Origin of the sequence: Neisseria cinerea (assembly GCF_900475315.1) — a bacterium.
GTDB classification, from domain to species: Bacteria; Pseudomonadota; Gammaproteobacteria; order Burkholderiales; family Neisseriaceae; genus Neisseria; species Neisseria cinerea.
This window is the reverse complement of sequence record NZ_LS483369.1, coordinates 345,101-370,770: the sequence shown is the minus strand read 5'-3', so window position 1 is coordinate 370,770 and position 25,670 is coordinate 345,101. Positions and strand designations below refer to the sequence as shown.

General features: G+C 49.2%; 26 protein-coding genes and 3 tRNA genes. 6 read left to right on the top strand and 23 right to left on the bottom strand.

Going from position 1 to position 25,670, the window contains the following annotated elements:
* Nucleotides 1–49: 49 nt before the first annotated feature.
* From DQM57_RS01985 to DQM57_RS01880, 22 genes are all read right to left on the bottom strand, one after another.
* A tRNA-Glu gene (locus DQM57_RS01985) sits at nucleotides 50–124 on the bottom strand.
* 16 nt (nucleotides 125–140) lie between these two features.
* Nucleotides 141–217: transfer RNA gene (locus tag DQM57_RS01980), tRNA-Arg, on the bottom strand.
* A gap of 126 nt (nucleotides 218–343) precedes the next feature.
* Nucleotides 344–2,002: a DNA repair protein RecN gene (recN, locus tag DQM57_RS01975; protein WP_111726545.1), complete on the bottom strand. Its 1,659-nt coding sequence runs from the start codon at nucleotides 2,000–2,002 to the stop codon at nucleotides 344–346.
* A 181-nt stretch (nucleotides 2,003–2,183) separates the two neighbouring features.
* Nucleotides 2,184–2,786, bottom strand: a complete 603-nt coding sequence (gene scpB, locus DQM57_RS01970; RefSeq protein WP_111726544.1) for an SMC-Scp complex subunit ScpB — start codon at nucleotides 2,784–2,786, stop codon at nucleotides 2,184–2,186.
* Nucleotides 2,787–2,960: 174 nt separating this feature from the next.
* Entirely contained in the window at nucleotides 2,961–3,902 is a 942-nt protein-coding gene (gene ylqF / locus DQM57_RS01965; RefSeq protein WP_111726542.1) for a ribosome biogenesis GTPase YlqF, read from the bottom strand.
* An 81-nt stretch (nucleotides 3,903–3,983) separates the two neighbouring features.
* Nucleotides 3,984–4,838, bottom strand: coding sequence for an RNase adapter RapZ (gene rapZ, locus DQM57_RS01960; protein ID WP_111726540.1), 855 nt, complete (start codon nucleotides 4,836–4,838; stop codon nucleotides 3,984–3,986).
* Entirely contained in the window at nucleotides 4,819–5,781 is a 963-nt protein-coding gene (gene hprK, locus DQM57_RS01955; RefSeq protein WP_111726538.1) for an HPr(Ser) kinase/phosphatase, read from the bottom strand. The genes rapZ and hprK overlap by 20 nt, the downstream gene beginning before the upstream one ends.
* 1 nt (nucleotide 5,782) lies before the next feature.
* Entirely contained in the window at nucleotides 5,783–6,232 is a 450-nt protein-coding gene (gene ptsN / locus DQM57_RS01950; RefSeq protein ID WP_003675481.1) for a PTS IIA-like nitrogen regulatory protein PtsN, read from the bottom strand.
* Between the two features lie 179 nt (nucleotides 6,233–6,411).
* The gene (gene ubiA / locus DQM57_RS01945) at nucleotides 6,412–7,308 is read right to left on the bottom strand and encodes a 4-hydroxybenzoate octaprenyltransferase (protein ID WP_108043235.1); all 897 of its coding nucleotides are present in this window, start codon (nucleotides 7,306–7,308) and stop codon (nucleotides 6,412–6,414) included.
* 29 nt (nucleotides 7,309–7,337) lie between these two features.
* Nucleotides 7,338–7,814 carry a chorismate--pyruvate lyase family protein gene (locus tag DQM57_RS01940; protein WP_111726536.1) on the bottom strand — a complete coding sequence of 159 codons (477 nt, stop codon included), beginning with the start codon at nucleotides 7,812–7,814 and terminating at the stop codon, nucleotides 7,338–7,340.
* 14 nt (nucleotides 7,815–7,828) lie between these two features.
* Nucleotides 7,829–8,476: a dethiobiotin synthase gene (gene bioD, locus DQM57_RS01935; RefSeq protein ID WP_111726534.1), complete on the bottom strand. Its 648-nt coding sequence runs from the start codon at nucleotides 8,474–8,476 to the stop codon at nucleotides 7,829–7,831.
* A complete protein-coding gene (gene bioA / locus DQM57_RS01930; RefSeq protein WP_111726532.1) occupies nucleotides 8,473–9,774 on the bottom strand; it encodes an adenosylmethionine--8-amino-7-oxononanoate transaminase in 1,302 nt (433 codons plus the stop codon). The genes bioD and bioA overlap by 4 nt, the downstream gene beginning before the upstream one ends.
* A 140-nt stretch (nucleotides 9,775–9,914) precedes the next feature.
* Nucleotides 9,915–10,403: an FxsA family protein gene (locus DQM57_RS01925; RefSeq protein WP_111726530.1), complete on the bottom strand. Its 489-nt coding sequence runs from the start codon at nucleotides 10,401–10,403 to the stop codon at nucleotides 9,915–9,917.
* A 176-nt stretch (nucleotides 10,404–10,579) separates the two neighbouring features.
* Nucleotides 10,580–10,888: a hypothetical protein gene (locus DQM57_RS01920; RefSeq protein ID WP_111726528.1), complete on the bottom strand. Its 309-nt coding sequence runs from the start codon at nucleotides 10,886–10,888 to the stop codon at nucleotides 10,580–10,582.
* On the bottom strand, nucleotides 10,872–11,174 hold the full coding sequence (locus tag DQM57_RS01915) for an integration host factor subunit alpha (RefSeq protein WP_003675494.1): 303 nt from the start codon (nucleotides 11,172–11,174) through the stop codon (nucleotides 10,872–10,874). The genes DQM57_RS01920 and DQM57_RS01915 overlap by 17 nt, the downstream gene beginning before the upstream one ends.
* 74 nt (nucleotides 11,175–11,248) lie before the next feature.
* Nucleotides 11,249–13,612, bottom strand: a complete 2,364-nt coding sequence (gene pheT / locus DQM57_RS01910) for a phenylalanine--tRNA ligase subunit beta (RefSeq protein WP_111726526.1) — start codon at nucleotides 13,610–13,612, stop codon at nucleotides 11,249–11,251.
* A gap of 103 nt (nucleotides 13,613–13,715) precedes the next feature.
* On the bottom strand, nucleotides 13,716–14,705 hold the full coding sequence (gene pheS, locus DQM57_RS01905; protein ID WP_003683075.1) for a phenylalanine--tRNA ligase subunit alpha: 990 nt from the start codon (nucleotides 14,703–14,705) through the stop codon (nucleotides 13,716–13,718).
* A gap of 248 nt (nucleotides 14,706–14,953) precedes the next feature.
* Nucleotides 14,954–15,313, bottom strand: coding sequence for a 50S ribosomal protein L20 (rplT, locus tag DQM57_RS01900; protein WP_003675502.1), 360 nt, complete (start codon nucleotides 15,311–15,313; stop codon nucleotides 14,954–14,956).
* A 12-nt stretch (nucleotides 15,314–15,325) separates the two neighbouring features.
* Nucleotides 15,326–15,523, bottom strand: coding sequence for a 50S ribosomal protein L35 (gene rpmI / locus DQM57_RS01895; protein WP_003675505.1), 198 nt, complete (start codon nucleotides 15,521–15,523; stop codon nucleotides 15,326–15,328).
* Nucleotides 15,524–15,665: 142 nt separating this feature from the next.
* Nucleotides 15,666–16,187, bottom strand: a complete 522-nt coding sequence (gene infC, locus DQM57_RS01890; protein ID WP_079453677.1) for a translation initiation factor IF-3 — start codon at nucleotides 16,185–16,187, stop codon at nucleotides 15,666–15,668.
* Nucleotides 16,188–16,204: 17 nt separating this feature from the next.
* Entirely contained in the window at nucleotides 16,205–18,118 is a 1,914-nt protein-coding gene (gene thrS / locus DQM57_RS01885) for a threonine--tRNA ligase (protein WP_049329260.1), read from the bottom strand.
* Between the two features lie 53 nt (nucleotides 18,119–18,171).
* Nucleotides 18,172–18,248, bottom strand: a tRNA-Val gene (locus DQM57_RS01880).
* Between the two features lie 179 nt (nucleotides 18,249–18,427).
* Here DQM57_RS01880 and tgt point away from each other — a divergent pair.
* The 3 genes from tgt (at nucleotide 18,428) to DQM57_RS01865 (ending at nucleotide 21,190) form a co-directional block, all read left to right on the top strand.
* Nucleotides 18,428–19,543 (top strand): tRNA guanosine(34) transglycosylase Tgt, encoded by a 1,116-nt coding sequence (tgt, locus tag DQM57_RS01875; protein ID WP_111726524.1) that lies wholly within the window; start codon nucleotides 18,428–18,430, stop codon nucleotides 19,541–19,543.
* A 122-nt stretch (nucleotides 19,544–19,665) separates the two neighbouring features.
* Entirely contained in the window at nucleotides 19,666–20,676 is a 1,011-nt protein-coding gene (gene hemH / locus DQM57_RS01870) for a ferrochelatase (protein WP_108043243.1), read from the top strand.
* Between the two features lie 112 nt (nucleotides 20,677–20,788).
* Nucleotides 20,789–21,190: a c-type cytochrome gene (locus tag DQM57_RS01865; RefSeq protein ID WP_107996879.1), complete on the top strand. Its 402-nt coding sequence runs from the start codon at nucleotides 20,789–20,791 to the stop codon at nucleotides 21,188–21,190.
* 38 nt (nucleotides 21,191–21,228) lie between these two features.
* Here the strand turns inward: DQM57_RS01865 and DQM57_RS09515 are convergent, their stop codons facing one another.
* Complete coding sequence (locus DQM57_RS09515; RefSeq protein ID WP_145960422.1) at nucleotides 21,229–21,429, bottom strand: hypothetical protein; 201 nt, start codon at nucleotides 21,427–21,429, stop codon at nucleotides 21,229–21,231.
* A gap of 316 nt (nucleotides 21,430–21,745) precedes the next feature.
* On the opposite strand from DQM57_RS09515, the gene DQM57_RS01855 reads away from it, so the two are divergent.
* The 3 genes from DQM57_RS01855 (at nucleotide 21,746) to rpoH (ending at nucleotide 25,336) form a co-directional block, all read left to right on the top strand.
* Complete coding sequence (locus DQM57_RS01855) at nucleotides 21,746–22,606, top strand: DUF808 domain-containing protein (RefSeq protein WP_111726522.1); 861 nt, start codon at nucleotides 21,746–21,748, stop codon at nucleotides 22,604–22,606.
* A gap of 69 nt (nucleotides 22,607–22,675) precedes the next feature.
* The gene (gene lnt / locus DQM57_RS01850; protein ID WP_111726520.1) at nucleotides 22,676–24,214 is read left to right on the top strand and encodes an apolipoprotein N-acyltransferase; all 1,539 of its coding nucleotides are present in this window, start codon (nucleotides 22,676–22,678) and stop codon (nucleotides 24,212–24,214) included.
* Nucleotides 24,215–24,472: 258 nt separating this feature from the next.
* Complete coding sequence (rpoH, locus tag DQM57_RS01840; RefSeq protein ID WP_039853999.1) at nucleotides 24,473–25,336, top strand: RNA polymerase sigma factor RpoH; 864 nt, start codon at nucleotides 24,473–24,475, stop codon at nucleotides 25,334–25,336.
* Nucleotides 25,337–25,670: the final 334 nt, after the last annotated feature.

The window sequence follows — 25,670 nt, the reverse complement described above, 5'->3', positions numbered from 1 at the left end:
AAAAACGGAAATTGAAAATGCCTCCGATATAATCGGAGGCATTTTGAATTGGTACGCCCACGGGGAATCGAACCCCGGTTACCGCCGTGAAAGGGCGATGTCCTAACCGCTAGACGATGGGCGCATATTGTATTTTTTATTGGCGCACCCGGAGCGATTCGAACGCCCGACCCTCTGGTTCGTAGCCAGATACTCTATCCAACTGAGCTACGGGTGCAGCACAATCACTTGTTTAAGTGATTTATAAAGTCGAAATACTACAGATATATTCGTATCTTGTCTACTTTTTTAGTGCCTCATAGCAGACATTCTATGTAACATAATGATTTCAAAACCAACTATTTTATGATGCAAGCTGAAGTAATTCAGCCGCATGTAGGCGTGTCGTTTCGGTAATTACTTCCCCACCCAGCATACGGGCAATTTCCTCAATCCGTTGTCCCTCATCCAACACGCTGATTTCACTGACGGTTTGCTCGCCTCCACTATGTTTTCGTACCTGCCAATGATTTTCTCCGCAGGATGCGACTTGAGGAAGGTGGGTAACGGCAAGCACCTGATGTTTTTTACCCAAAGTGCGTAACGCCTTACCGACCATTTCGGCTACTCCGCCGCCGATGCCGGTGTCTACTTCGTCAAAAATCAGCGTTGGGATTTCCGTGTATTGGCTGGTAACAACCTGTAAAGCCAGACTGATGCGGGCAAGTTCGCCGCCGGATGCGACTTTGTTCAGCGGACGGGGTGGATTACCTTTGTTAGCGGCAACTTGAAACTGTACTTGCTCCAAGCCGTGCGCCGTCGGGGAAGACGGCAGTAGGGCAATGTCAAAACGCGCACCTTTCATGGCAAGATGCTGCATATTTTCTGTCGTCTCTTCACTAAGCCTACCGGCAGCCTGATGGCGCATAGCGGAAAGAATGTGGGCGGCTTCCTGATATTCGACAAGGTTGCGGGCAACGGTTTGCGTCAATGCTTCCAAATCGGCAGCAGCTTGCAGGCTTTGCAGGCGCTCTTCGATTTCAGCCAGCTTTTGTGGCAATTCTTCAGGTTCGATACGGTATTTCCGCGCCATTCCCATCAGCTCGCCCATACGCTGCTCCTGAGCTGCCAATTCATTGGGATTGATGTCGCTGCGTCCGGCCACATCGCGCATATTGGCACTGATCTCGCCCAGTTCGGCTTCGATACTTGCCAACATATTCAGGCTCTCGGCAAAACGCGGCTCGATGTTTTGCAAATTGGTCAATAGCTTTTGACATTGGTAAATATGCCGTTGGATGCCGTTATCACCGTCAATCTTATCTCCGACTTCTTCGGCAGCCTGCAACAGCTCGGCAGAATGGGCAAGACTGTCATGGCTTTGGCTGAGGGATTCCCATTCGCCTTCTTTTACGTCTAACTGGCTCAATTCATTGAATTGCCACTCCAAACGTTCACGCTCGATAATGATGGTCTCGGCGTGTTCCTGCGCCTCTTGCAGTGTTTTTTTAGCATTGACCCAGTTTTGATACAGCTGTCTGACGGTTTCCGCCTGCTCTTTGCTGCCTGCAAATGCATCTAGAAGATTCCGTTGGGCGGCTTCCTGATTAAGCGAATGATGGGCATTTTGTCCATGGATATCGATAAGCTGACTGCCCACAGATTTGAGTTGCGCCAATGTAACTGCCTGATTGTTGATAAAGCTTCGGCTTTTGCCTTTGGCATCGATAATGCGGCGGATGCTAAGTTCTTCTTCGCCGTCATCTAATAGCCCTTGATCATGCAATTCTTCTTTTAAAAAAGGCAAATGGGAAATATCAAACAGTGCTGACAGTTGAGCCTCTTTTGCACCATGGCGCACTTGGCTGTAATCTGCCTTATCGCCCAACAGTAAGCCGATTGCGTCCAAGGTAATGGATTTTCCCGCACCCGTCTCGCCGGTCAATACAGTAAACCCGCTTTGAAAATCAAGATTCAGATTTTCGACAATAACAAAATCTCGCAAAGAAAGTGTTAGAAGCATTGTGAGGATTCCTTAGTAATTCGACTAACAAAAGAAATATCAGCTTTAGATATTCGAATTATAACTAAGATTTTTTAAATTAGAAATAAGTTTTTTCTTATTTTTAGATGGGGTTTATTTTATCTGCTTATTTGTTGAAATGCCGTCTGAAGCAATATGCATTTCAGACGGCATCCTGATTTCAATTGAGCAACATATCGGATGGTGCGGTTTCCGATTCTTCTTCATCAGCAGGGGGCATTTCCATTAAATCGGGCAAAACCAATTCGCCTAGTTCTGTCAACGGGGGCAGTTCTTCCAAGCTGTTCAAACTCAAATCACTGAGGAACGTTGCTGTTGTCGCCCACAATGCTGGTTTGCCAAGCGTATCACGATGTCCGATTACCTCAATCCACCCCCGATCCTGCAAGGTCTGCATCACATTCTGCGACACCGCTACGCCGCGTATACCCTCGATATCGCCACGCGTTACCGGCTGCTGGTAGGCGATAATCGCCAGCGTTTCCATCACAGCCCTGGAGTAGCGCGGCGCACGCTGTTCTTGGAGGCTGCCCAGCCGCTCGAATGCCGTCTGCACGATTTGAAAACGCCAGCCCTCGTGCGTATGCACCAGTCGCAACGCCCTGCCCTGCCAACGTGTTTTCAACTGCGCCAACACGTCGATTAATTTGTCCTGCGACAGCGGCGGTACACACAATTCTCGCATGGTCTTTTCGTTTAAGGGTTCGGCTTGGGTCAAAAGCGCAGCTTCGATGAGCGCGTCGGGAGGGAGCTTTTCAGTCATAACATCAGGATTTAATGGTTTAAATATTTTTCAGACAGCCTTGGATAAGGGTTCTTTTCTGTTTTAGATGTTGGTTTTTAATTTTACAAACAGGTTGTCTGAACAATCTATCTGAAGTTTCAGACGACCTTTCTAAAGATAGTGAAACCTCTTTTGGCATTCCTCTATGCCACTCTACTCGTCCGCAGGCTTCTGCCCTTTACGCTCTGCTTTTCTGGCTTCGCGAATGGCTTTTAGTTCAGCTTCTTTCTGACGGGCTTTTTTGAGCCATGTTTCCCATTGGTTCGGCGTTTCGAGAGTGATTCTGCCGATTTTGCCTTCGCGGAAATCGGTGAGGATGTTTTCGGCGGCTTTTTGGTAGTTGATCCGTCCGCCACTAAGGACTGCGCCGCGTTTTTTGGCTATCCACTCGAGCCATGAGTTGTCGTCCCAGTGGCTGCTGGGGTCTTTGTCGGCTTGGTAGCGTTCTTGCAGCATGGGGAGGTAGTGGCGGCGGAGGTAGTCTAAGAGTTCGAGGGCAACTTCTTCTTCGTCCAACGCGTTGCGTCCAACTGCGCCGCCGGCGGCAAGGTTGTAGCCGCCTTCTTCAACGATGATTTTCGGCCACAGCATTCCGGGGGTATCGTAGAGCCAGAAGTCGTCGGCAAGGAAAAGGCGTTGTTCGGCTTTGGTGATGCCGGGTTCGTTGCCGGTTTTGGCGGATTTTTTGCCTATCATGCCGTTGATGAGGGTGGACTTGCCGACATTGGGGATGCCGCAGATGAGGACGCGCAGGGGTTTGTCTATGCCTTGGCGGTGGGGAATCATGGCGCGGCAGGCTTGGGTAATTTTGCCGTGTGCGCCTGTTTCATAGGAGTCGAGGGCGATGGCGCGGGTATCTGGGCGGCTGTTATAGTGTTCGAGCCAGATTTTGGTGCGCTCGGGGTCGGCAAGATCTTGTTTGTTTAGGATTTTGAGTTTGGGTTTGCCTTTGGAAAGTTGGGCAAGCAGGGGGTTTTCGCTAGAGGCGGGCATTCGCGCATCCAGCATTTCAATCACCATGTCTACGCTTTTGGCGCGTTCGGCGATGGCTTTTTTTGCTTTGTTCATGTGGCCGGGAAACCATTGGATTGCCATATCTTTCCTTTCTTCTCAATATTTTAAATGCCGTCTGAAACAAAAAAGCGGGGTTTCAGACGGCATAATTGTTTAACGGGATTAACGGCTCGGCAGGTTTTGCGCCTGTCGGTGTCGTATCAGCAACTCGTAACGCCCCTGCAGCCTTCCGGCAAGCTCTTCGACAACATAGACGGAACGGTGCTGCCCTCCCGTGCAACCGATAGCGACGGTAACGTAGCTCCTGCTTTCATCCTCCAAACGCGGCAGCCAACGCGTAACAAACCTTTCGATGTCGTCAACCATTTCCTGTACAAGCGGCTGTCCGTCCAAATAATCCCTGACCGGTTGGTCCGTACCGGTAAACGCCCTCAGTTCAAGATCGTAATACGGGTTGGGCAGGCTGCGCATATCAAACATAAAATCCGCGTTGTTCGGTATGCCGTATTTAAATCCGAATGACTCCAAAATCACCAGTAGCCCGGTACGTTCGACCTTCAACCACTGCCGCACGGCTTGGCGAAGCTGTTGGGCATTCATTTGGGAAGTATCGATACAATAGGCGATTTCTTTAAGCGGGAAAAGCCATTCCCGTTCTTTCTTTAAGCTTTCCAACAGGGTCATATCCTGATTGCTCAGAGGATGTCCTCGCCTGGTTTCGGAAAACCGGCGGACCAACACGCTTTCTTCCGCCTCAACAAACAAAACTTCAACCCTGTGCCCCAGTCCGCGCAAATAGGCAATCTGTTCCCGCGCCTGTCCGATGTCTATGCCGGAACGTACATCGACACTGACGGCCAATTCGCTTTCGTCGGCACGCTCGATATGATACGACACCAGCGACGGGAGCATTTCCAAAGGCAGATTATCTACGCAAAAATAACCCGAATCTTCCATCTGCCTGAGGGCAACGGATTTACCCGAACCGGACAGGCCGCTAATCAGGACTATTTTCATTGTATTGCTCGTTTTCTTTAAGCTGCGTCTGATGACGCTCCAAAAATTCGCGCGTACTGTCTTTGCCGCGCAACTGGAGAATATAATTGCGCACCGCCGCTTCAACCAATACGGCAAGGTTGCGTCCGACCGCGACAGGCAGCGTAACCGAACGGATGTTGACATTAAGGATAGACTCGGTCTCCGTACGTATGCTCAGACGGTCGAGTTGCTTCATGTACTCATCGTCTGCTGCGGCAAGGTTGATAATCAGCTGCAGCACTTTCTTCGGGCGTATGGACGTCTCACCAAAAATATGGCGAATATTGAGTATCCCTAGGCCGCGAACCTCCAAAAAATCACGCAGCATAGGTGGACAGCGACCTTCCAGCGTTTCCGGTCCGATACGGAACAGCTCAACCGCATCGTCGGCAATCAGGCTGTGTCCGCGTGAAATCAGCTCCAACGCCAATTCACTCTTACCTAAACCGGAATGCCCCGTAATTAGTACGCCAACCTCGAATACATCGAGAAATACGCCGTGTTTGATGGCTGATGCCGCCAGGGTACGTTGCAGGTAAATCCGCAACACATCCATGAGATACGGGCTTTCAAGCTTGGAAGTCAGCAAGGGGATATCGTTTTTATGGCAATAGTCGCGCAAGCTGGGAGAAACCGGCAAGCCGTTTGCCACGATAACCAAAGACATGGAAATATCGAACAGGTCTCCGAACCGATAGCAGATTTCACCCGATTCGAGACGGTTCAGATACTCCGACTCCGCCAAACCGACCACTTGGATTTGGTTGGGGTGGATAAAATTCAGGTGGCCGACCAAAGCGAGGACGGGTTTGTCCGCCTCGACGCCGATACGGTTGTCCGCACCCGAATTACCGGCAACCCATGCAAGCTGCAGCTTGTATTGGTTGTCGGAAAAAAGGCGGCGGACGGAAATACTGGGCATATTACTCTTCAGTCAGGATGGCGCGGACTTCTTCCGCAGAGGAAACAGTCATCAGTGATTCCCTGATGCTTTTTTGAGAAAACTTGCCGGCCAATTTGGATAAAACCTCCAAATGCTCGCCCGTCGCATTTTCCGGAACCAGCAAAATAAAAACCAGGGAAACCGGCTTGCCGTCGGGCGCATCAAATCCGATGGGCTCGCGGATGCGGATAAAGGCACCGGTTGCCTGACTGACGCCGGCATAACGGCCGTGAGGGATGGCAACACCCTGCCCCAAACCGGTCGAACCGAGTTTTTCACGTGCAAAAAGACATTCGAAAACATCAGCATGAGACAATGAGGATTCTTGCTCCAAAAGCAGGCCGGCCTCCTCAAACAGTCTTTTCTTACTGCCCACTTCCATATCCAAAACAATATGGGACAAAGGCAAAATCTCGCCAATAAGGCTCATAAGCTTCTCTTTTCAGACATCGTAAAACAGAAGAATTGTACCGACTGTCAGGGTAAACCTCAATCCCACATACGGTACGGACTGACATAACACTACGTTTTCAAAACATATTTTAACAGTTTTCGGCATGAATAAACCTGTCGTCCAATGTATTTTCCCGATGTTCAGACGGCATGATTCTATTGGTGGGCCATCAAGAATGTGTGTGCAAAAATAGCAAGAAACCAGACCTGACCGATGCGGTTGTTGGCGAGAAAGGTTTGGAAACAAACCTGCCGATTGCGGTTCTTAATGGCTCTGTATTGAAGAGATTGCAGCCATACAGTGACGGGTACCGCCGCCCAATACGCCCATGTCGCCTCGATTTCAATACCCAGCGCGACCATCAGCAGGGTAAAGCCTCCATGACACAACATGGCGGCGGCAATATCGTAACGCCCGAACGTGACGGCTGACGTTTTAATGCCAATTTTCAGATCGTCTTCTTTGTCCGCCATCGCATAGACGGTATCGTAAGCCAACGTCCACAATACATTGGCAGCAAATAGGATCCACGCTTCAAAAGGTACGTTTCCGACGACTGCGGCAAACGCCATCGGGATACCGAAGGAAAAGGCAAGTCCCAGATAAAATTGGGGAATCGGAAAAAAACGTTTGGTAAACGGGTAAGTCAGCGCAAGAAACAGGGCGGGCAGGCTCATCAGCCATGTCAGATAATTCAGCGGAATCAGGCACAATGCGGCAAGCAGGCACAAAAATGCTGTTAGCAGCAGTGCTTCTTTTTTTCCGACCCGGCCCTGTGCGAACGGACGGTTTTTAGTGCGCTCGACAGCCCCGTCAAAATCGCGGTCGGCAAAATCGTTGATGACGCAACCGGCACTGCGCATTAAAAACGTACCGATTGTAAACGCCGCCAATACCGTCCAATCCGGAATGCCGTCTGAAGCCAACCACAATGCCCAGTAGGTCGGCCACAGCAAAAGCAGCGTCCCAATGGGCTTGTCCGCCCTCATCAGTCTGATATAAACGTCTAAACGATCGGACAGTCGTAAAAATAAAGGGGATTTAGGATTCATATTGCCGCACAGCTTGAAAAAACGGTATTTTATCCGATAAAGCGTTTTAGTTCGGGCAGAAAATACTCGGTCAGCAGCATTTCCTCGCCGTGATGGGAAAACCGCGAACGCCGCGCGGCAAAGTACCGCCCGCATTCTTCGCCGGAAACGGCAAACTCAAATGCCGAACGCGCCCCTTCCAAATCTGCCTGAAACAGACGCTCGCCCAAAGGACGCGTGCCGCAATCCAAGATATCTTGCCAAAACGCCGAACCTATTCGACACTCGCTCCTTGCCGCGACAACAGGGATACCGTCCAGCTTCAACAAAACTTCGCGCACCAGCCTCCCTCCGCATTCCGTCTCCAATTCACCCAGTTTCAGCAGTTCCACCGAAAATATATGAGGCAAGGCACGCAATGCGGCCGTCAGCGACCGGGCTTTCAATAACTGACTCATCGACGAGCTGACGCCGTCTGAAACGGAGGCAGGCAAGTCAGGCAGCCATTTCCCAAATAGGTGTTCCATATCTTTCCTAATATTTATACCGTGTCTGTTTTATCCAACTCCAACCATTCGGCCTCGGGGAAACTGTCTTTCAGACGGCATTGCAGATAGTTCAGGCTGTCTTGCGCAACGCATTCGTCAGAGCTGTCATGAATATGGTTGAATACGAGGCTGTGCAAGCGAATGCCGTATTGTTTGAGCACGGCGAAACTGAGCAGGGTGTGATTAATGCTGCCGAGCCGTCCGCTGGTAACAAGAATGACGGGATAAGCCTGTTCTTGAATATAATCAATAGTTAACAGGTTTTCAGTTAGCGGAACCATCAATCCGCCTGCGCCTTCGACCAAGACGATTTCGTATTGCGCCGCCAATTCTTGCGTGGCGGTACGGATTTTGTCCAAGTCCAAATCCCTGCCATCCAGACGGGCGGCAAGGTGGGGCGAGGCGGGATAGCTGAAGATTTCAGGCATAGTCAGACGCTGTTCATCGGCTTCCTGCATGGGTATGCCCATGATTTTGCGGTGAACGGCGATGTCTTCGGCGATGTCTTGGCAACCGGTTTGCACGGGCTTTTGCGTGATCACGCTTTTGCCCTGCTGCAACAATTGTTTTGCCAATACACCGGTGGCGACGGTTTTGCCGATGTCCGTGTCTATACCGCTGACGAAGTAAACGCCTTTCATTTGCTGTGTTCCTTCAAGATTTGTACGGTTTTGTCGGCAAGTTCGGTCAAGAGGCCGTCTGAAATGATGTAAGGCGGCATGAGGTACACCAGCCTGCCGAAGGGGCGCACCCAAATGCCCTGCGCCACGCAATCCGCTTGAAAACGCGCCATATCCACACCTTTTTCCAACTCTATCACGCCAATAGCACCCAAAACGCGCACGTCTTTCACGCCGCGAATGTCCCATGCGGCTTTCAAACGATCTTTTAAGATGCTTTCAATGCGGCGGATATTTGCCTGCCAATCTTGAGACAAAAGCAGCTTGACCGAAGCGCAGGCCACGGCACACGCCAGCGGGTTCGCCATAAACGTCGGGCCGTGCATGAACACGCCCGCCTCGCCGCGTGAAATCGTTTCGGTGACTTTTTGCGAAGTGATTGCCGCCGCCAGCGTCATATAGCCGCCGCTCAAGCCCTTGCCGATACACATAATATCCGGCACGACCTCCGCGTGTTCGCAGGCAAACATCTTGCCAGTACGCCCGAATCCGGTGGCGATTTCATCAAAAATCAACACGACATCAAATTCGTCGCACAAATCGCGTAATCCGTGAAGATACTGCGGATGATAAAAATACATGCCGCCCGCGCCCTGTACGACCGGTTCCAAAATAAAGGCGGCAATATCCGCATGATGCGCTTCAAACAAGGCACGGACAGGCTGCAAATCCGCCTCGTCCCATTCATCGTCGAAACGGCTTTTCGGATTATCGACAAAATAACGCTGCGGCAACGCGCTGCCGAAAATATGGTGCATTCCCGTTTCCGGATCGCAGACGGACATCGCGTTCCAAGTATCGCCGTGATACCCGCGCCGCACCGTCGCAATATTCTGCTTCGCCGTCAGACCCCGCGCCTGCTGGTATTGCACCGCCATTTTCAGCGCAACTTCCACCGAAACCGAACCTGAATCCGCATAAAAAATACGGTCCAGCCCCTGCGGCAAAATCCCGACCAATAATTTGCCCAGTTCCACCGCAGGCTCATGCGTCAAACCGCCAAACATCACATGCGACATTTGTTTAATCTGCGTCTCAACCGCCTGATTCAAAACAGGATGATTGTAACCGTGTATCGCACACCACCAAGACGACATCCCGTCAATCAGCCGCGTGCCGTCCGCCAATTCGATATGCACACCCTCCGCACGGCGTACCGGATAAACAGGCAACGGGTCGGTCATGGACGTATAGGGATGGAGCAGGTGGGTGCGGTCAAAATCACACAAAGATACCGGTTTTTCCTGTTCAGACGGCATAAAGTTTCTCTCTTTTCTTATTGCTGCATTCAAGCGTCGAAATTCGTATTCTACTCCCTCAAACCCATTCCTCCCTACTCCTGCATCATTTTATTTTCAATACGGCAAAATGCCGTCTGAATCTTCAGACGGCATTGGGTTTATATTGGCTCATCCCTTTTATGTTCGATAGCATTTCGGTGTTTATCACCGTCAGGTTCGGCAACCGTATACTCACCTTCGATAATGTCATCATCGTAGGGAGTATCCTTTTTAGCACCCGATTGGTTCATATTAAAAAAATGCTCAGACCCGACAGGCTGCAATACGGCAGCACCTTTAAACGGCAACAGCAACAGCAAAGCCAATACGGAAGATACAAATCCCGGGCTTATCAGACAGACCGCAGCCATCGTATAACGGATGGGCCACAACATCTGATAAACAGACACTTTCCCCCCGCTCCTCATTGCGGCTCCCGCCAATAAAATACCGGACATCCCCGTATGCCTGAGCATCAGCACGCCGACAACAAAACCCGTAACCATCAGAAACAATGCCCAGCCACCACCCAGCCAATCGGCAACCCACACAATCGACATAATCTCCAAAAACAGCAATACTAAAAAACCAATACCGAAAAATCTCATTAATCATCATCCTTTTGATATTTGAATAACCGAAAAAACCGTTTACTTGGAACGCGCAACTACCGTCTTCCCGCAAACGATACCATATGCTTCCGGCAAGTAAACGTGAAATCACGCAAAAATTATTCTTACCATGCAAAAATAAAACCGGCTGCATATCTGCAACCGGTTTCAAATCAGCCCAGTTCCTTATCCAAATCAGCCAACAGCTCTTTCAGGCTGTCTCTGATTTCCTGAACCGTAACCTGAGGATCACCATCCGAACCTGACTCCCCATCAGCCGAATACGGAGCAAACGTACTTCGCAGTTTCAACAGTTTGACCACATCCAAACGGGTATAGTGTTCGCCGCCATGACCTACGACTACGCCGTGATCGTGCTGCCAACGTGCAAATCCTTCGGGTTCGATTTGCAACAGCCTGCACAACTCATCCAGCGTAAAATAACGTTTTGCAGGAATCGTCAGATCAACGTTGTTTGTCATAGTAATGTTCCACCATGCCTTTAAGTTTCTGGCTGGCATGGAAAGTGACTACGCGGCGGGCGGTAATCGGTACTTCTTCGCCGGTTTTCGGATTACGGCCGGGGCGTTGCGGTTTGTCGCGCAACTGAAAATTACCGAAACCGGAAATTTTGATTTCTTCGCCGCGAGCCAAAGTGCTGCGGATTTCTTCAAAAAAGAGTTCGACGATTTCTTTGGCATCGTTTTTGGTTACATTGCTGACTTTATCTACCAAAATATCGGCCAATTCGGCTTTAGTTAATGTCATATTATTACCTTCTGTTGTAAGCAGGTGTAGATTATTACCAATTTCTATTTAAAATTCAAGCGAATATTTATTTCTCAACCGCGCAGTTGCGCTCCTGCTGCTGTTGCCGCATCAATCAGTTTTCCGATAACCGGCTCGATGACTTCATCTGTCAGCGTATTTTCCATATCTTGTAAAATGATTTTAACGGCAACGCTTTTCATGCCTTCAGGCACGCCCGTGCCGCGGTAAACGTCAAACACGCTGATTTCTTGAACCAGCTTGTTTGCCGCCGCTTTCAGGGCATTTAACAAATCATCATGCGTTACAGCCTCAGGCATTACAAATGCCAAATCTCGGCGTGCAGGTTGGAATTTGGATACGGACTGATAACGGGTTTTCTCACGACCCAATACCGCATCCATATCGATTTCAAATACCAGCGGTGCTTGCGGCAAATCATATTTTTGCAGCCATTTCGGATGCAATTCGCCAACAAAACCAACTACCCGGCCATCTGAAACAATATTGGCGGCACGTCCAGGATGTAATGCCGGATGTTCGGTCTTAACAAAGGATACTTCCTTGTTTTTCAAAAGACTCTCAACATCAGCTTTCATATCGTAGAAATCCACATTGCGTGTTTTCTCTCCCCATTGCTCAGGCTGCACGGAGCCATACCACAAACCACCGATACGTTCGTTTTGAACACATTGATCAGCCGAATCTTTGCTGAACACACGGGCAATTTCAAATACGCGTACACGGTTTTGCTTACGGTTCAAATTGTTTTGCAAAACTTCCACCAAACCGCCGATAAGCGTAGAACGCATGACGGCATACTGCACCGCCAACGGATTTTGCAGGCGGATAGGATTGGTATTCGCAACAAAGTCTTGCTCCCATTGCTCATCCACAAACGCATAGCTGACCACTTCGCGGTAACCGCGTGCCGCCATTTCGTTATAAACCGCAAAACGCGGGCGTTTGGTTTCAGGCAAAGCCAACATTTTCAGACGGCCTGAAGTATAGTCGTCGGGAATATTTTCATAACCGTAAACGCGGCCGATTTCTTCAATCAAATCGGCTTCGATTTCGATATCGAAACGGAAGCTAGGAGAAGTAACACGGAAGCCTTCTGCAGTTTTCTCAGGCTGCAAACCCAAGTGTTGCAAGATAATTTCGACTTGCTCGGCAGGGATTTCAACGCCCAATACCGTTTTCAGACGGCCTAAACGCAATTCGACCTGTTTTGCCTCAGGCAATTTTCCTTGTGCTTCAACCATTTCACCGGCTGCGCCACCACAAATCTGCAACACCAATTCGGTAGCACGCTCAATGGCATCAGCTTGCAAGCGGTAATCCACACCACGCTCAAAACGGAAAGAAGAATCCGAACCAAAACCGTATTGACGGGATTTACCGGCAATAATCTCCGGAGCAAACCAAGCAGCTTCCAGTACGATATTTTGCGTGTCGCCTGAAACCGCGCTTGCCTCGCCGCCCATCAAGCCGGCCAAGCTCAACGCACCTTTTTCATCAGCGACCACCAGTGTATTGTCAGCCAAAGTAACCGTCTTCTCGTTCAGACACGCCAAAGTCTCGCCATTTTGAGCACGGCGGACAATCAAACTGCCTGACAGCTTGTCAGCATCGAAAACATGCATAGGCTGACCAATTTCCAGCATCACATAGTTGCCGATGTCCACTAATGCGGAAATGCTGCGGATACCGCTGCGTTCCAAACGTTGTTTCATCCAATCGGGAGTAGCCGCTTTCGCATTAACATTTTCAATAACGCGGCTGATAAAACGGCCGCAGTCGGCCGGTGCATCAATACGGACAGTCTGTTTTTTCTCACTGCCGATAGAGGCCGTCTGAATTTCAACAGGCGTAAACGCACATTGAGTCAACGCAGAAACCTCACGCGCGATACCCTTAACACTCAAGCAATCAGCGCGGTTAGGCGTAATTTTCAACGTAAACAGCGTATCGTCCAAATCCAAGTATTCGCGGATATTGGCACCGACAGGCGCATCTTCAGGCAGAATGTGCAGACCGTCTACACCATCATCAGGCAAGCCCAGTTCATTGGTCGAACACAACATACCGTTTGATGGTACGCCGCGCATTTTAGTTGGCTTAATTTTGAAATTGCCCGGCAAAACGGCACCCGGCAACGAACACGGCACTTTAATGCCCGGCTTGACATTTGGCGCACCACAAACAATCTGAACCAACTCGCCCGTACCGGCATTAACTTGGGTAACGTTCAAACGGTCTGCATCAGGATGTTTTTCAACGGATTTTACTTCGGCAACAACCACGCCACTGAAAGCAGGGGCAGCAGTATCGATTTCTTCCACTTCCAAACCGGCCATGGTCAAAAGATGTTCCAGTTTATCGGCAGAAAGATCAGGATTGGCTTGAGTTTTCAGCCATGAATAAGGAAATTGCATATTATTTTCTCTACTATCAGGCCGTCTGAAACAAATTTTTATCAGACGAAATCAGTAATATCTATTCACTTTTCAGACGGCCTATCAAAAGACCATCTGAAATTTATTTAAACTGCTTCAAAAAGTTCAAATCATTATCGAAGAACAAGCGCAGGTCATTGACGTTGTAGCGCAACATGGCAAAGCGGTCGAGACCGATACCGAAAGCGAAACCGGTATATTTCTCAGGATCAATATTCACATTTTTCAACACATTAGGATGTACCATACCGCAACCACCTACTTCCAACCATTTACCGTTTTCACCCATAATGTCGATTTCGGCAGAAGGCTCAGTAAACGGGAAGAAAGACGGACGGAAACGCACTTGCAGGTCATCGCGTTCGAAGAAGCGACGGATAAAGTCAGTGAACACTGCTTTTAAGTCGGCAAAAGTTACGCCCTCTTCTACCCACAAACCTTCGGCTTGATGGAACATAGGCGAGTGAGTGGCATCACTGTCCACACGGTAAACGCGGCCGGGAGCAATAATGCGGATAGGCGGCTCTTTTTTGTCGAGCATATAGCGGATTTGAATAGGCGAAGTGTGTGTGCGCAAAACGTCACCATTTTCAACATAGAAAGTATCTTGCATCGCACGCGCTGGGTGATTTGCAGGAATATTCAAGGCTTGGAAATTATGGAAATCGTCTTCGATTTCAGGGCCGTCCGCCACTTCAAAACCCATACCGTGAAACAGCTCAACCACACGTTGCAAAGTCAAAGTAACTGGATGCAAACCACCATGTTCTTGAGCACGGCCCGGCAAAGTAATATCCAAGGCTTCTGCAGCCAATTGGGCTTGCAGCTTGGCTTCATTCAGGGCATCGCGTTTGGCATTAAAGGCCGTCTGAAACTGATTTTTGCATTCGTTGATGTGCGCGCCTATGGTTTTACGCTCTTCAGGAGACATTTGACCCAAAGTTTTCAAAAGTCCGGTCAATTCGCCGGTTTTACCAAGATAGCGTGCTTTAATTTGTTCTAAGGCATTGAAGTCTTGCGCGGCTTCAATAGCGGCAATACCTTCTGCAACGATACGGTTTACATTTTCCATGGTGGTTTATCGTCTGTTTGTTGATGGCAGGCCGTCTGAAACAACAAAGCCGTCTGTTGGATTTAATTGCAAACCCGTTCAGACGGCCTTTTGTCTTACTGCGGCCAATCCGTTTGATAAGATAGGCCTATTTTATCGCAAATTAGTATAAAAAAATAGAGTTTAAAGAAAGAAAATCAACTACATAGGATTTCTTTAAGAAAAGAAAAAAGGAAGCACAAGCTTCCTTTTTAAATAATCTTATCGAATTAAGCAGCCAAAGCGGCTTTAGCTTTTTCAACCAATTGTGCAAATGCAGCTTTGTCGAATACAGCCAAATCAGCCAACACTTTGCGGTCGATTTCGATAGCAGCGCGTTTCAGGCCGTTCATGAATTTGCTGTAAGACAGACCATTTTCACGAGCACCTGCGTTGATACGAACGATCCACAGTTGACGGAATTGACGTTTGCGTTGGCGACGGTCACGGTATGCGTATTGACCGGCTTTCATTACCGCTTGTTTGGCAACACGGTAAACGTTTTTACGACGACCGCGGTAGCCTTTGGCTAACGCGAAGACTTTTTGGTGACGAGCACGAGCGGTAACACCGCGTTTTACGCGTGGCATATTCTAAACTCCTTAAGCGTAGGGCAACATTTTAGCAACAGAAGCCAAATCACGTGAATCCACCATAGCGGTGCCGCGCAATTGACGTTTAGTTTTAGTGGTTTTTTTGGTCAGGATGTGACTTTTGAACGCATGACCGCGTTTTACACCACCGTTACCCAGTACTTTAAAGCGTTTTTTCGCGCTAGACTTGGTTTTCATTTTAGGCATTGGAAAACTCCATTCGTTATTAGATAAGGTATAAGGGGTTTTGAAATAAATTTCAAACACTTGGAACCCAAAATACCACGGTTTTTGCCGCTAATTAAACCTTATTCCGAGCGGCAATCGAAATAATCCTTGCATTATAGCTTTATTTTTTCTTAGGCGCAATCATCATCACCATTTGGCGGCCTTCCATTTTAGGGAAGGACTCGATTTGTGCCACTTCAGCCAACTCTTCTTTTACGCGTTCAAGCAGTTGGGCGCCCAATTGTTGGTGGGCCATCTCACGACCGCGGAAACGCAATGTCACTTTAACTTTGTCACCATCGGCAAGGAAGCGGTTGATGTTGCGCATCTTGATTTGATAATCGCCTTCATCAGTACCCGGACGGAATTTAATTTCCTTGATTTGTACCTGCTTTTGGTTTTTCTTGGCCTCGTCGCGCTTCTTGGCTTGCTGGTATTTGTATTTACCGTAATCCATCAGTTTGCATACGGGCGGCTTGGCAGTCGGGGAAATTTCTACCAAATCGACATCTTGCTCTTCGGCCATAGCCAGAGCTTCACGAACTGAAACGACACCAAGCTGATCGCCTGACTCACTGATTAATCGCACTTCTTTGGCGGTAATTTCACCATTGATTCGTGCTTCGCGTTCTTGAGCGATGATGAATACTCCTATAAAAATTAATGATTGACGAGGGCGTCAGTGATTTCTTGCTGCAATTGTGCAATAAAATCATCTACATTCAAAGAACCCAAGTCTTCTGCTTTGCGGCGTACCGCAACTTTGTTTTCTTGTTTCTCTTTATCGCCGACAACGATTTGATAAGGGAAACGGTATTGGCTATTGTCACGGATTTTGTAACCGATTTTTTCGTTACGCAAATCCAATTCGACACGGAAGCCTGCCGCCTGCAATTTAGCAGCCACTTCACGACAATAATCCGCTTGGTTCTCGGTAATATTCATAATCACCATTTGAACCGGCGCAAGCCACAATGGGAATGAGCCTGCATGGTTTTCAATCAGAATACCGATGAAGCGCTCCAAAGAGCCCAAAATAGCACGGTGCAACATTACAGGACGCGCACGATCGTTGTTTTCTGTTACATATTCGGCATTCAAACGCTCCGGCAATACGAAGTCCAACTGCAGGGTACCACACTGCCAAGAGCGGCCCAAGGCATCTTTGACATGATATTCAATCTTAGGACCATAGAATGCGCCTTCGCCAGGCAATTCTTCCCACTCTACGCCGCAAGCGGTCAATGCATCACGCAAACCTTGTTCGGCTTTATCCCAAACTTCGTCAGAACCTGCGCGTTGCTCAGGGCGGAGGGACAACTTCACAGCAACATCATGGAAGCCGAATTGTTTGTAAATACGAACCAGCAATTCATTGAATGCACGTGCTTCATCAACGATTTGATCTTCGGTACAGAAGATATGCGCATCATCTTGCACAAAACCGCGAACACGCATCAGACCATGCAATGCACCGCTTGGTTCATTGCGGTGGCAAGAACCGAACTCGGCCAAACGCATTGGCAAATCGCGATATGAGCGCAAGCCGTTATTGAAAATTTGCACATGACCCGGACAGTTCATCGGTTTAACCGCGTATTCGCGTTTTTCTGAACTGGTCACGAACATATTGTCTTTATAGTTTTCCCAGTGGCCGGATTTTTCCCAGAAGGTTTTATCCATAATCTGAGGCGTTTTCACCTCTTTATAACCGGCAGCATTCAGCTCTTTGCGCATATGCTGCTCAATTACTTGCCACAAAGCCCAGCCTTTAGGATGCCAGAACACCATGCCCGGCGCTTCATCTTGCAGGTGGAACAAATCCAATTGTTTACCCAGCTTACGGTGGTCGCGTTTTTCTGCTTCCTCGATGCGTTGGATATAGGCTTTCAATTCGTCTTTACTTGCCCAAGCCGTACCGTAAATACGTTGCAACATTTCATTATTGCTGTCGCCGCGCCAGTATGCGCCTGCCAGTTTCGTCAGCTTAAAGTTTTTCAAGAAACGGGTATTGGGAACGTGAGGGCCGCGGCACATATCGACGTATTCTTGATGATGATACATACCCATTGCTTCCACTTCAGGCATGTCTTCAATCAGACGCAATTTGTACTCTTCGCCGCGATCTTGGAAAATTTTGATGGTTTCTGCACGGGGCGTCATCACTTTAATAACATCATAGTCTTGTGCAATCAACTCTTTCATGCGCGCTTCGATGGCGGCTACATCATCAGGCGTAAATGGTTTTTCAGTTGCGATATCATAATAGAACCCGTCTTCAATGACCGGGCCGATAACCATTTTGGCATCAGGATAAAGCTGCTTGACCGCATGACCGACCAAGTGCGCGCAGGAGTGGCGGATAATTTCCACGCCTTCTTTGTCTTTAGGCGTAATGATTTGAACATGAGCATCTTCGGCAATCGGATCACACGCATCGACCAATTTGCCGTTTACCTTACCTGCCACTGTCGCCTTTGCCAGACCAGCTCCGATAGATGCGGCAATTTGCGCTACAGTAACGGGTGATTCGTACTGGCGGACCGAACCGTCCGGCAAGGTAATGTTCAACATTAAAAGGCTCCAAAACATTAAAAAATAACGGCATAAATGCCGTTTGGGAAATTTGGTAGGCACGATTGGATTCGAACCAACGACCCCCACCATGTCAAGGTGGTGCTCTAACCAACTGAGCTACGTGCCTTCAAATAATTCTTGCATTGTAACGATTCATTCCGTCTTTTGCAAGAGGCATGTATGTTTCTTCATTGCCGCAACCTGCACAATTTAGGGAGTCTTATAAAAAAACCGTAAAAAATCATTTATAATGCAGCTCTTTAAAATATATTTTTACACACAGCCGCCCGACTTACATTAAATCTTATGCTCAAATTTACCTTACACAAAAAAGACGGTCATGCCCGCCGCGGCACTTTGGAACTGAACCACGGCAAAATCGAAACGCCGGTATTTATGCCGGTCGGCACTTATGGTTCGGTTAAAGCGATGAACCCGCAAAATCTGCATGACATCAAAGCGCGAATCATATTAGGCAACACTTACCATCTGTGGCTGCGCCCGGGCTTGGAAGTCATCGAACAATTCGGTGGTCTGCACGAATTTATCGGTTGGGATAAACCGATTTTAACCGACTCGGGTGGTTTCCAAGTATTTTCGTTGTCCGACATGCGCAAGCTGACCGAAGAAGGCTGTACATTCCAAAGCCCGATCAACGGCGACAAACTGTTCCTCTCGCCCGAAGTGTCGATGAAAATCCAAACCGTATTGAATTCCGACATCGTGATGCAACTGGACGAGTGCACCCCGGGCGAAGCAACGCACAGCCAAGCGCAAAAATCGCTGCAAATGAGCCTGCGCTGGGCGGAACGAAGCAAAAAGGCTTTTGAAGGCCTGAAAAACCCGAATGCGCTGTTTGGCATTGTACAAGGCGCGATGTATGAAGATTTGCGTGAAGAATCGCTGAAAGGTTTGGAAGAACTCGACTTCCCCGGCTTGGCCATCGGCGGCTTGTCCGTTGGCGAACCCAAGCCCGAAATGTACCGCATGTTGCGCGCTGTCGGCCCTATCCTGCCGGAACACAAACCACATTACTTGATGGGCGTCGGTACGCCTGAAGACTTGGTGTACGGCGTGGCACACGGTGTGGACATGTTCGACTGCGTCATGCCCACCCGAAATGCGCGTAACGGATGGCTGTTCACCCGTTTCGGAGATTTGAAAATCAAAAACGCCAAACACAAGCTAGACAAACGCCCAATAGACGAAAGCTGCACCTGCTACGCCTGTCAGAACTTCAGCCGCTCCTACCTTCACCATCTGCACCGCGTCGGAGAAATCTTGGGCGCACAGCTCAACACCATCCACAATCTGCACTTCTACCAAGTCATCATGGCAGAAATGCGCGAAGCCATCGAACAAGGCAAATTTGCCGATTGGCAGGCTCAATTCCATGAAAACCGCGCACGAGGCGTGGATTGAGATTTAACCATGCTTATCAAGGTCGTCTGAAAACATTTATCTTGATTGTCCCTCGGTTTTTCAGACGGCCTTTTGCACAAAGAGACATCTAATATTATCAATACACATCAAAGAAACAGACCATGCCCCGCTTCCTGCCAGAACCCTCCCTTCCCTACACCGACCAAAACCGTACCGCCGTCTTACTGCTTAACCTCGGCACACCGGATGCTCCGACCGCGCAAGCCGTCAAACCTTACCTGCGCGACTTTTTATCCGACCAACGCGTAGTGGAACTGCCGAAGCTGTTGTGGCAACCGATCTTGCGTGGCCTGATACTGACGCTGCGTCCTAAGAAAAGTGCGCATGCCTATGAAAAAATCTGGTTTAAAGAAGGCTCCCCCTTAGAAGTTTATACGGAACGTCAGGCAGCCGCGCTTGCCGAACAAATGCCCGGCCTGATTGTCCGTCATGCCATGACCTACGGTAACCCTTCGGTGGCGGATGTATTGTCGGAACTGAAATCACAGGGTGTGGGCAGGCTGCTGATTATCCCGCTGTATCCGCAATATGCCGCATCAAGCAGTGGAGCCGCCGTGGACAAGGTATGCGAACAATTACTGCTGCAACGGAACCAAATGAGCATACGGACCGTTTCGCGCTTCTATGACGACACGGGCTATATCGATGCAATGAAAAACCATATCCTCCGATATTGGGCAGAATACGGCCGCAGCAAGAAACTGATGCTGAGCTTTCACGGCATTCCGCAAAAACACTTCAACCTCGGCGATCCCTATCCAGATGAATGCCGCCATACCGCCAAACTGCTTGCCCAAGCACTAAATCTGACCGAAGACGAATATGTCGTGTCTTTCCAAAGCCAATTCGGCAGGGCAAAATGGATTACACCCAGCACTCAGGATTTGTTTAACAAACTGCCCAAACAAGGCGTAACCGAACTGGATGTATTTTGTCCGGGTTTTTTGGCCGACTGCTTGGAAACTATGGAAGAAATTGCCCTGATGGGGCGTGAACAGTTTTACGAAGCAGGCGGTAAAAACTACCACTATATCCCCTGCCTCAATGACAATCCCGACTGGATAGGCGCGCTCGCCGGACTTGCAAAAGAGAACCTTAGTGGCTGGTATTGAAACAGTCGTTTGACCCACATCCAAATGCCGTCTGAAAATAATCTTTCAGACGGCATTTCACCTCACTTTCAGGTATGATGGCTTTGGACGCAACCATCAAAAGGATAACCCGATGAACATAATCCGACTGCTGCCCGCCTTGGTTTTGGGCTTACTCTATACCACCGTTTCTGCCGCCGATTCCCCCCAGGCGGCAAATGGGCAAAAAACCTACGAATCCAATTGTGCCGCCTGCCACGGAAAAAAAGGAGAAGGACGGGGGGCCATGTTTCCTCCGCTTTACCGTTCCGATTTTATTATGAAAAAACCGCAAGTCCTGCTGCACAGTATGGTTAAAGGCATCAACGGCACCATTAAGGTCAACGGCAAAACCTACAATGGCTTTATGCCGGCAACCGCCATCAGCGATACCGATATTGCCGCCGTCGCCACCTACATCATGAACACCTTCGACAACGGTGGCGGCACGATTACCGAAAAAGACGTCAAACAGGCAAAAAACAAAAAACCTTAACCTTAGCAAGATGCCGTCTGAAATCCCCCAATCCGACTTCAGACGGCATTTAAACCAAAGTATCCCAATACCGCATTTTCAAAACGACAGAACCAATATTGCCATTCCACCGTCAGGATGGCGGCGTGTCCAAAAGCAATACAGACACATACCAACCCCATCCCAAACTGGGAAACCGCATACGCCGACCACCCGCACAAAATCTCACCCGATAAAAACCGGCCGGCAAAATTTGCCATAATAAAATCAGGTTCCCAATCACCACCAACCGTTATCATACCAACAGGAGGCAGCATACTCTAAACCCGGCGCGAAAATAACGGTATCCTTCCCGGTAAAGGCAGCCTGCATATCCCGTCCAAATGACCAACCACCCTTAAAACCCATAGAATCAGGGTTCAAAAAACTCAATATCTCACAACCCTTTCCGAAAATTCCGCCCTCTTCCATCATCATTACAGCCAGGCTGCTTAAGCCCTCATTATTCCATCCGAACCTCACACCGGCCATTCTCCTATATAATATCGGGATGTGTACCTTCATTTCGGAATAACCATGGCTTTTGCCTCACTGTTTACGCTTTTGGATGATATCGCCGCCGTACTGGACGATGTCGCGCTTATGACCAAAACTGCCGCAAAAAAAACCGTCGGCGTGGTCGGCGACGATTTGGCACTCAATGCCAATCAGGTTGCAGGCGTATCCTCGGAGCGTGAGCTTCCAATCATATGGGCTGTGGCAAAAGGCTCACTGTTCAACAAACTGATCCTCATTCCTGCCGCGCTGCTGCTTTCCACCTTCCTACCACAGGCAATCACCCCGCTCCTGACCATCGGCGGTATTTATCTGTGTTTTGAAGGCGTTGAAAAACTACTGCACAAATTCCTCCACCGTAACGTACATCTTGAAGCAGAAACAGCCGCAGGCGGGGACGAACAGGAAAAAATCAAAGGCGCTATCCGTACCGACTTTATCCTCTCTGCAGAAATCATCATTATCGCACTGGGTACGGTCGGACAATACGGGCTGCTGACACGTTCGCTGGTTATGGCGGCAATAGGCATCGGCATGACGGTTTTCGTATACGGCCTAGTTGCCGTCATTGTCAAACTTGACGACTTAGGTATACTGCTGATGAAGCGGCCGCAAAACCTTCTGCGCCGGACAGGACGTACACTTATTTCCTTTATGCCTTGGTTTATGCGCGGATTGGCCATCGCCGGCACGATAGCCATGTTCCTTGTCGGCGGCGGACTGGTTTCCCACAATCTGGGTTTCCTACATGACTTCATCCACACACACCATTGGGACAGCGGATGGATATCCCACCTGTCCGACCTTTTGATCGGACTGGCAGCAGGTTCCCTTGCCTGTGCCGCCGTACTGCCTCTGATAAACTGTTTCCGCAGACACTGACCTCCTTTCCGATGCACCATGCCGTCTGAAAAACGCTCGGACGGCACCACTCCAAACAGACAGACACCCATGTTTCCCAAACTAGACAAATACTGGCAACACCCCTCCCTCTACTGGCCCCTGCTCATCCTCTTTGCCGCCGCCACCCCCTTTACCTTCGCACCCTATTACCACTTTTGGCTGATGCCCTTGATTTTCGGCGCATTTGTCCGACTCATCGAACTGCGTCCGCGCTTTGCCGTTTCATCTGCCTACCTATTTGCCCTGACTGCATATTCAACACAATTCTACTGGATACACACCGCCCTCCACGACATTTCTGGACTCCCCAACCTCTATGCCGTACCGCTGACCTTCCTGCTCCCCGCCTACCTTGCCCTCTATCCGGCACTCTGTTTCTGGTTATGGAAAAAATTTACCCTGCCGCGAAGCATAAAAACCGGCTTGGCATTGCCGGTTTTGTGGACACTGACCGAGTTTGCCCGAGAGCACCTTCTAACCGGATTCGGCTGGGGCGCACTGGGCTACTCGCAAATCGTTTCAGACAGCCCGCTCGCCGGTTTTGCCTCTTTAGGCGGCATCCATATGGTTACACTGGCAACCGCCTTCCTCGGCACATGGTTGGTTTTGGCAAGCGACGGCAGCATCCCACCCCGGAAACGCCTGTTTCCGATTATCCTGATTGCCATCCTAATTACCGTCGGCTATACCGCGCAGCAAACCGACTTTACCCGTCCGGACGGCAGCACCCGAACCGTCGCCCTCCTGCAAGGCAATGTCGTACAAACCCTCAAATGGCGTGAAGACCAAGTTATCCCGACCATACAAAAATATTACGAACAAGTCGGCAAAACCACTGCCGACATCGTCATCATGCCCGAAACCGCCATTCCCGTCATGCGTCAGAACCTGCCGGAAAACATACTGGCACAATTTGCCGAACAGGCACAAAACAACGGCAGCGCACTCGCCGTAGGCATCAGCCAATACACTTCAGACGGCAGCGGCTACGAAAATGCCGTCATCAACCTGACCGGCTATCAAGAAAACAATCCGAACGGCATACCCTATTATGCCAAAAACCACCTTGTCCCCTTTGGAGAATACAAACCTCTACCCTTTCTGACCACGCCACTCTACAAAATGATGGACATGCCCCTTTCCGACTTCCGCAAAGGCGGCGACAACCAACCCACCCTTCAAATGAAAGACCAAAAAGTCGCCTTCAACATCTGCTACGAAGACGGTTTCGGCGACGAACTGATTACTACTGCAAAAGATTCCACCCTGCTTGCCAACATCAGCAACATGGCATGGTATGGAAAATCCAACGCCATGTACCAACAACTACAGCAGTCCCAGGCACGCGCCATGGAACTCGGCCGTTATATGGTTCGCGCAACCAACACCGGAGCGACTGCAATCATCTCACCCAAAGGCAATATCATTGCCCAAGCACAACCCGATACCGAAACCATATTGGAAGGACACATTAAAGGCTATACCGGTGAAACGCCCTATATGAAAGCCGGCAGCTCATGGCCGTTGATAGGAATATTGACCCTTATCACACTGATACTTTTCATATTCCGCAACAAAAAATCCTAATGCCGGAACTGTCCGCCAAAGCGGACAGTCTTTTCCATGATACTGTTTACATACAGAACCGAATGTAATATAATATCCAAATCGACCTAAAATATCAGGTTTAAAAAATCAATCAAAATCAGATATAAAATTTCCCTATTTATCAACCCCTACCGCATATCTTTTATCAAACGTACAAAACACAATCCAAGCAGTGATATACTGTATCCGAACACCCAACCGCAAACCCGCGGTTCCAGCCGAAAGGAAATGCCTCAAATGAATAACGCTTTTGCATTACCTGCCATTCAAAGCGGCAACGGCAGCCTCGAACAATATATCCACACCGTCAACAGCATCCCCATGCTGACCTTGGACGAAGAAACGCACCTTGCAGAACGCCAACGCAAAGGTGACCTCAATGCTGCCAAACAACTTATCCTGTCCCACCTTCGTGTGGTCGTTTCCATCGCACGTGGCTATGACGGCTACGGACTGAATCAGGCCGACCTGATTCAAGAAGGAAATATCGGTCTGATGAAGGCGGTCAAACGCTACGAGCCAGGTCGAGGTGCACGCCTGTTTTCATTTGCCGTGCATTGGATTAAAGCGGAAATTCACGAATTCATCCTGAGGAACTGGCGCCTTGTCCGCGTTGCCACCACCAAGCCGCAACGCAAGCTGTTTTTCAACCTGCGCAGCATGCGTAAAAACCTTAATGCCCTGTCTCCTAAAGAAGCACAGGAAATCGCCGATGATTTGGGTGTCAAACTTTCCGAAGTACTGGAAATGGAACAGCGCATGACCGGACACGACATCGCCATCATGGCGGACAACAGCGATGACGAAGACAGCTTCGCCCCCATCGACTGGCTTGCCGACCACGATTCCGAACCGAGCCGCCAACTGTCGAAACAGGCGCATTACGCGCTGCAAACAGAAGGTCTGCAAAACGCTTTGGCGCAACTGGATGACAGGAGCCGCCGTATTGTAGAAAGCCGCTGGCTTCAAGATGACGGCGGTCTGACGCTGCACCAGCTTGCTGCAGAATACGGAGTCTCTGCCGAGCGCATCCGCCAGATTGAAGCGAAAGCTATGCAGAAACTGCGTGGTTTTCTTGCCGAAGAAGCCGAAGCGGTTTGAAATAGGCATAATTAAACACCCGACAAGTCGGCTTGTCGGGTGTTTTTTATAATAGAAACCCTGATGAGGCTTGTGTGTCGTGCTGTATACGATTTTATACGTCCACGTCGTTGCAATTGCCGAAATTAAAAACCAACATGAATCAGACACTGCCATATAAACTGTTTCTCAAAAAGATTGGTCGAATTGATAAATTGCCTGTACTACAATCAAGTCTGTATAAATCAGTACTTTCAACCAACGGCTTGTCAAAATTATTTTGGTAAAGACACCCATAGCCTGTTCCAATTTTGGAAGTTTTGCCTGATACACTTCCCTTTCTTGCAGCGACAAG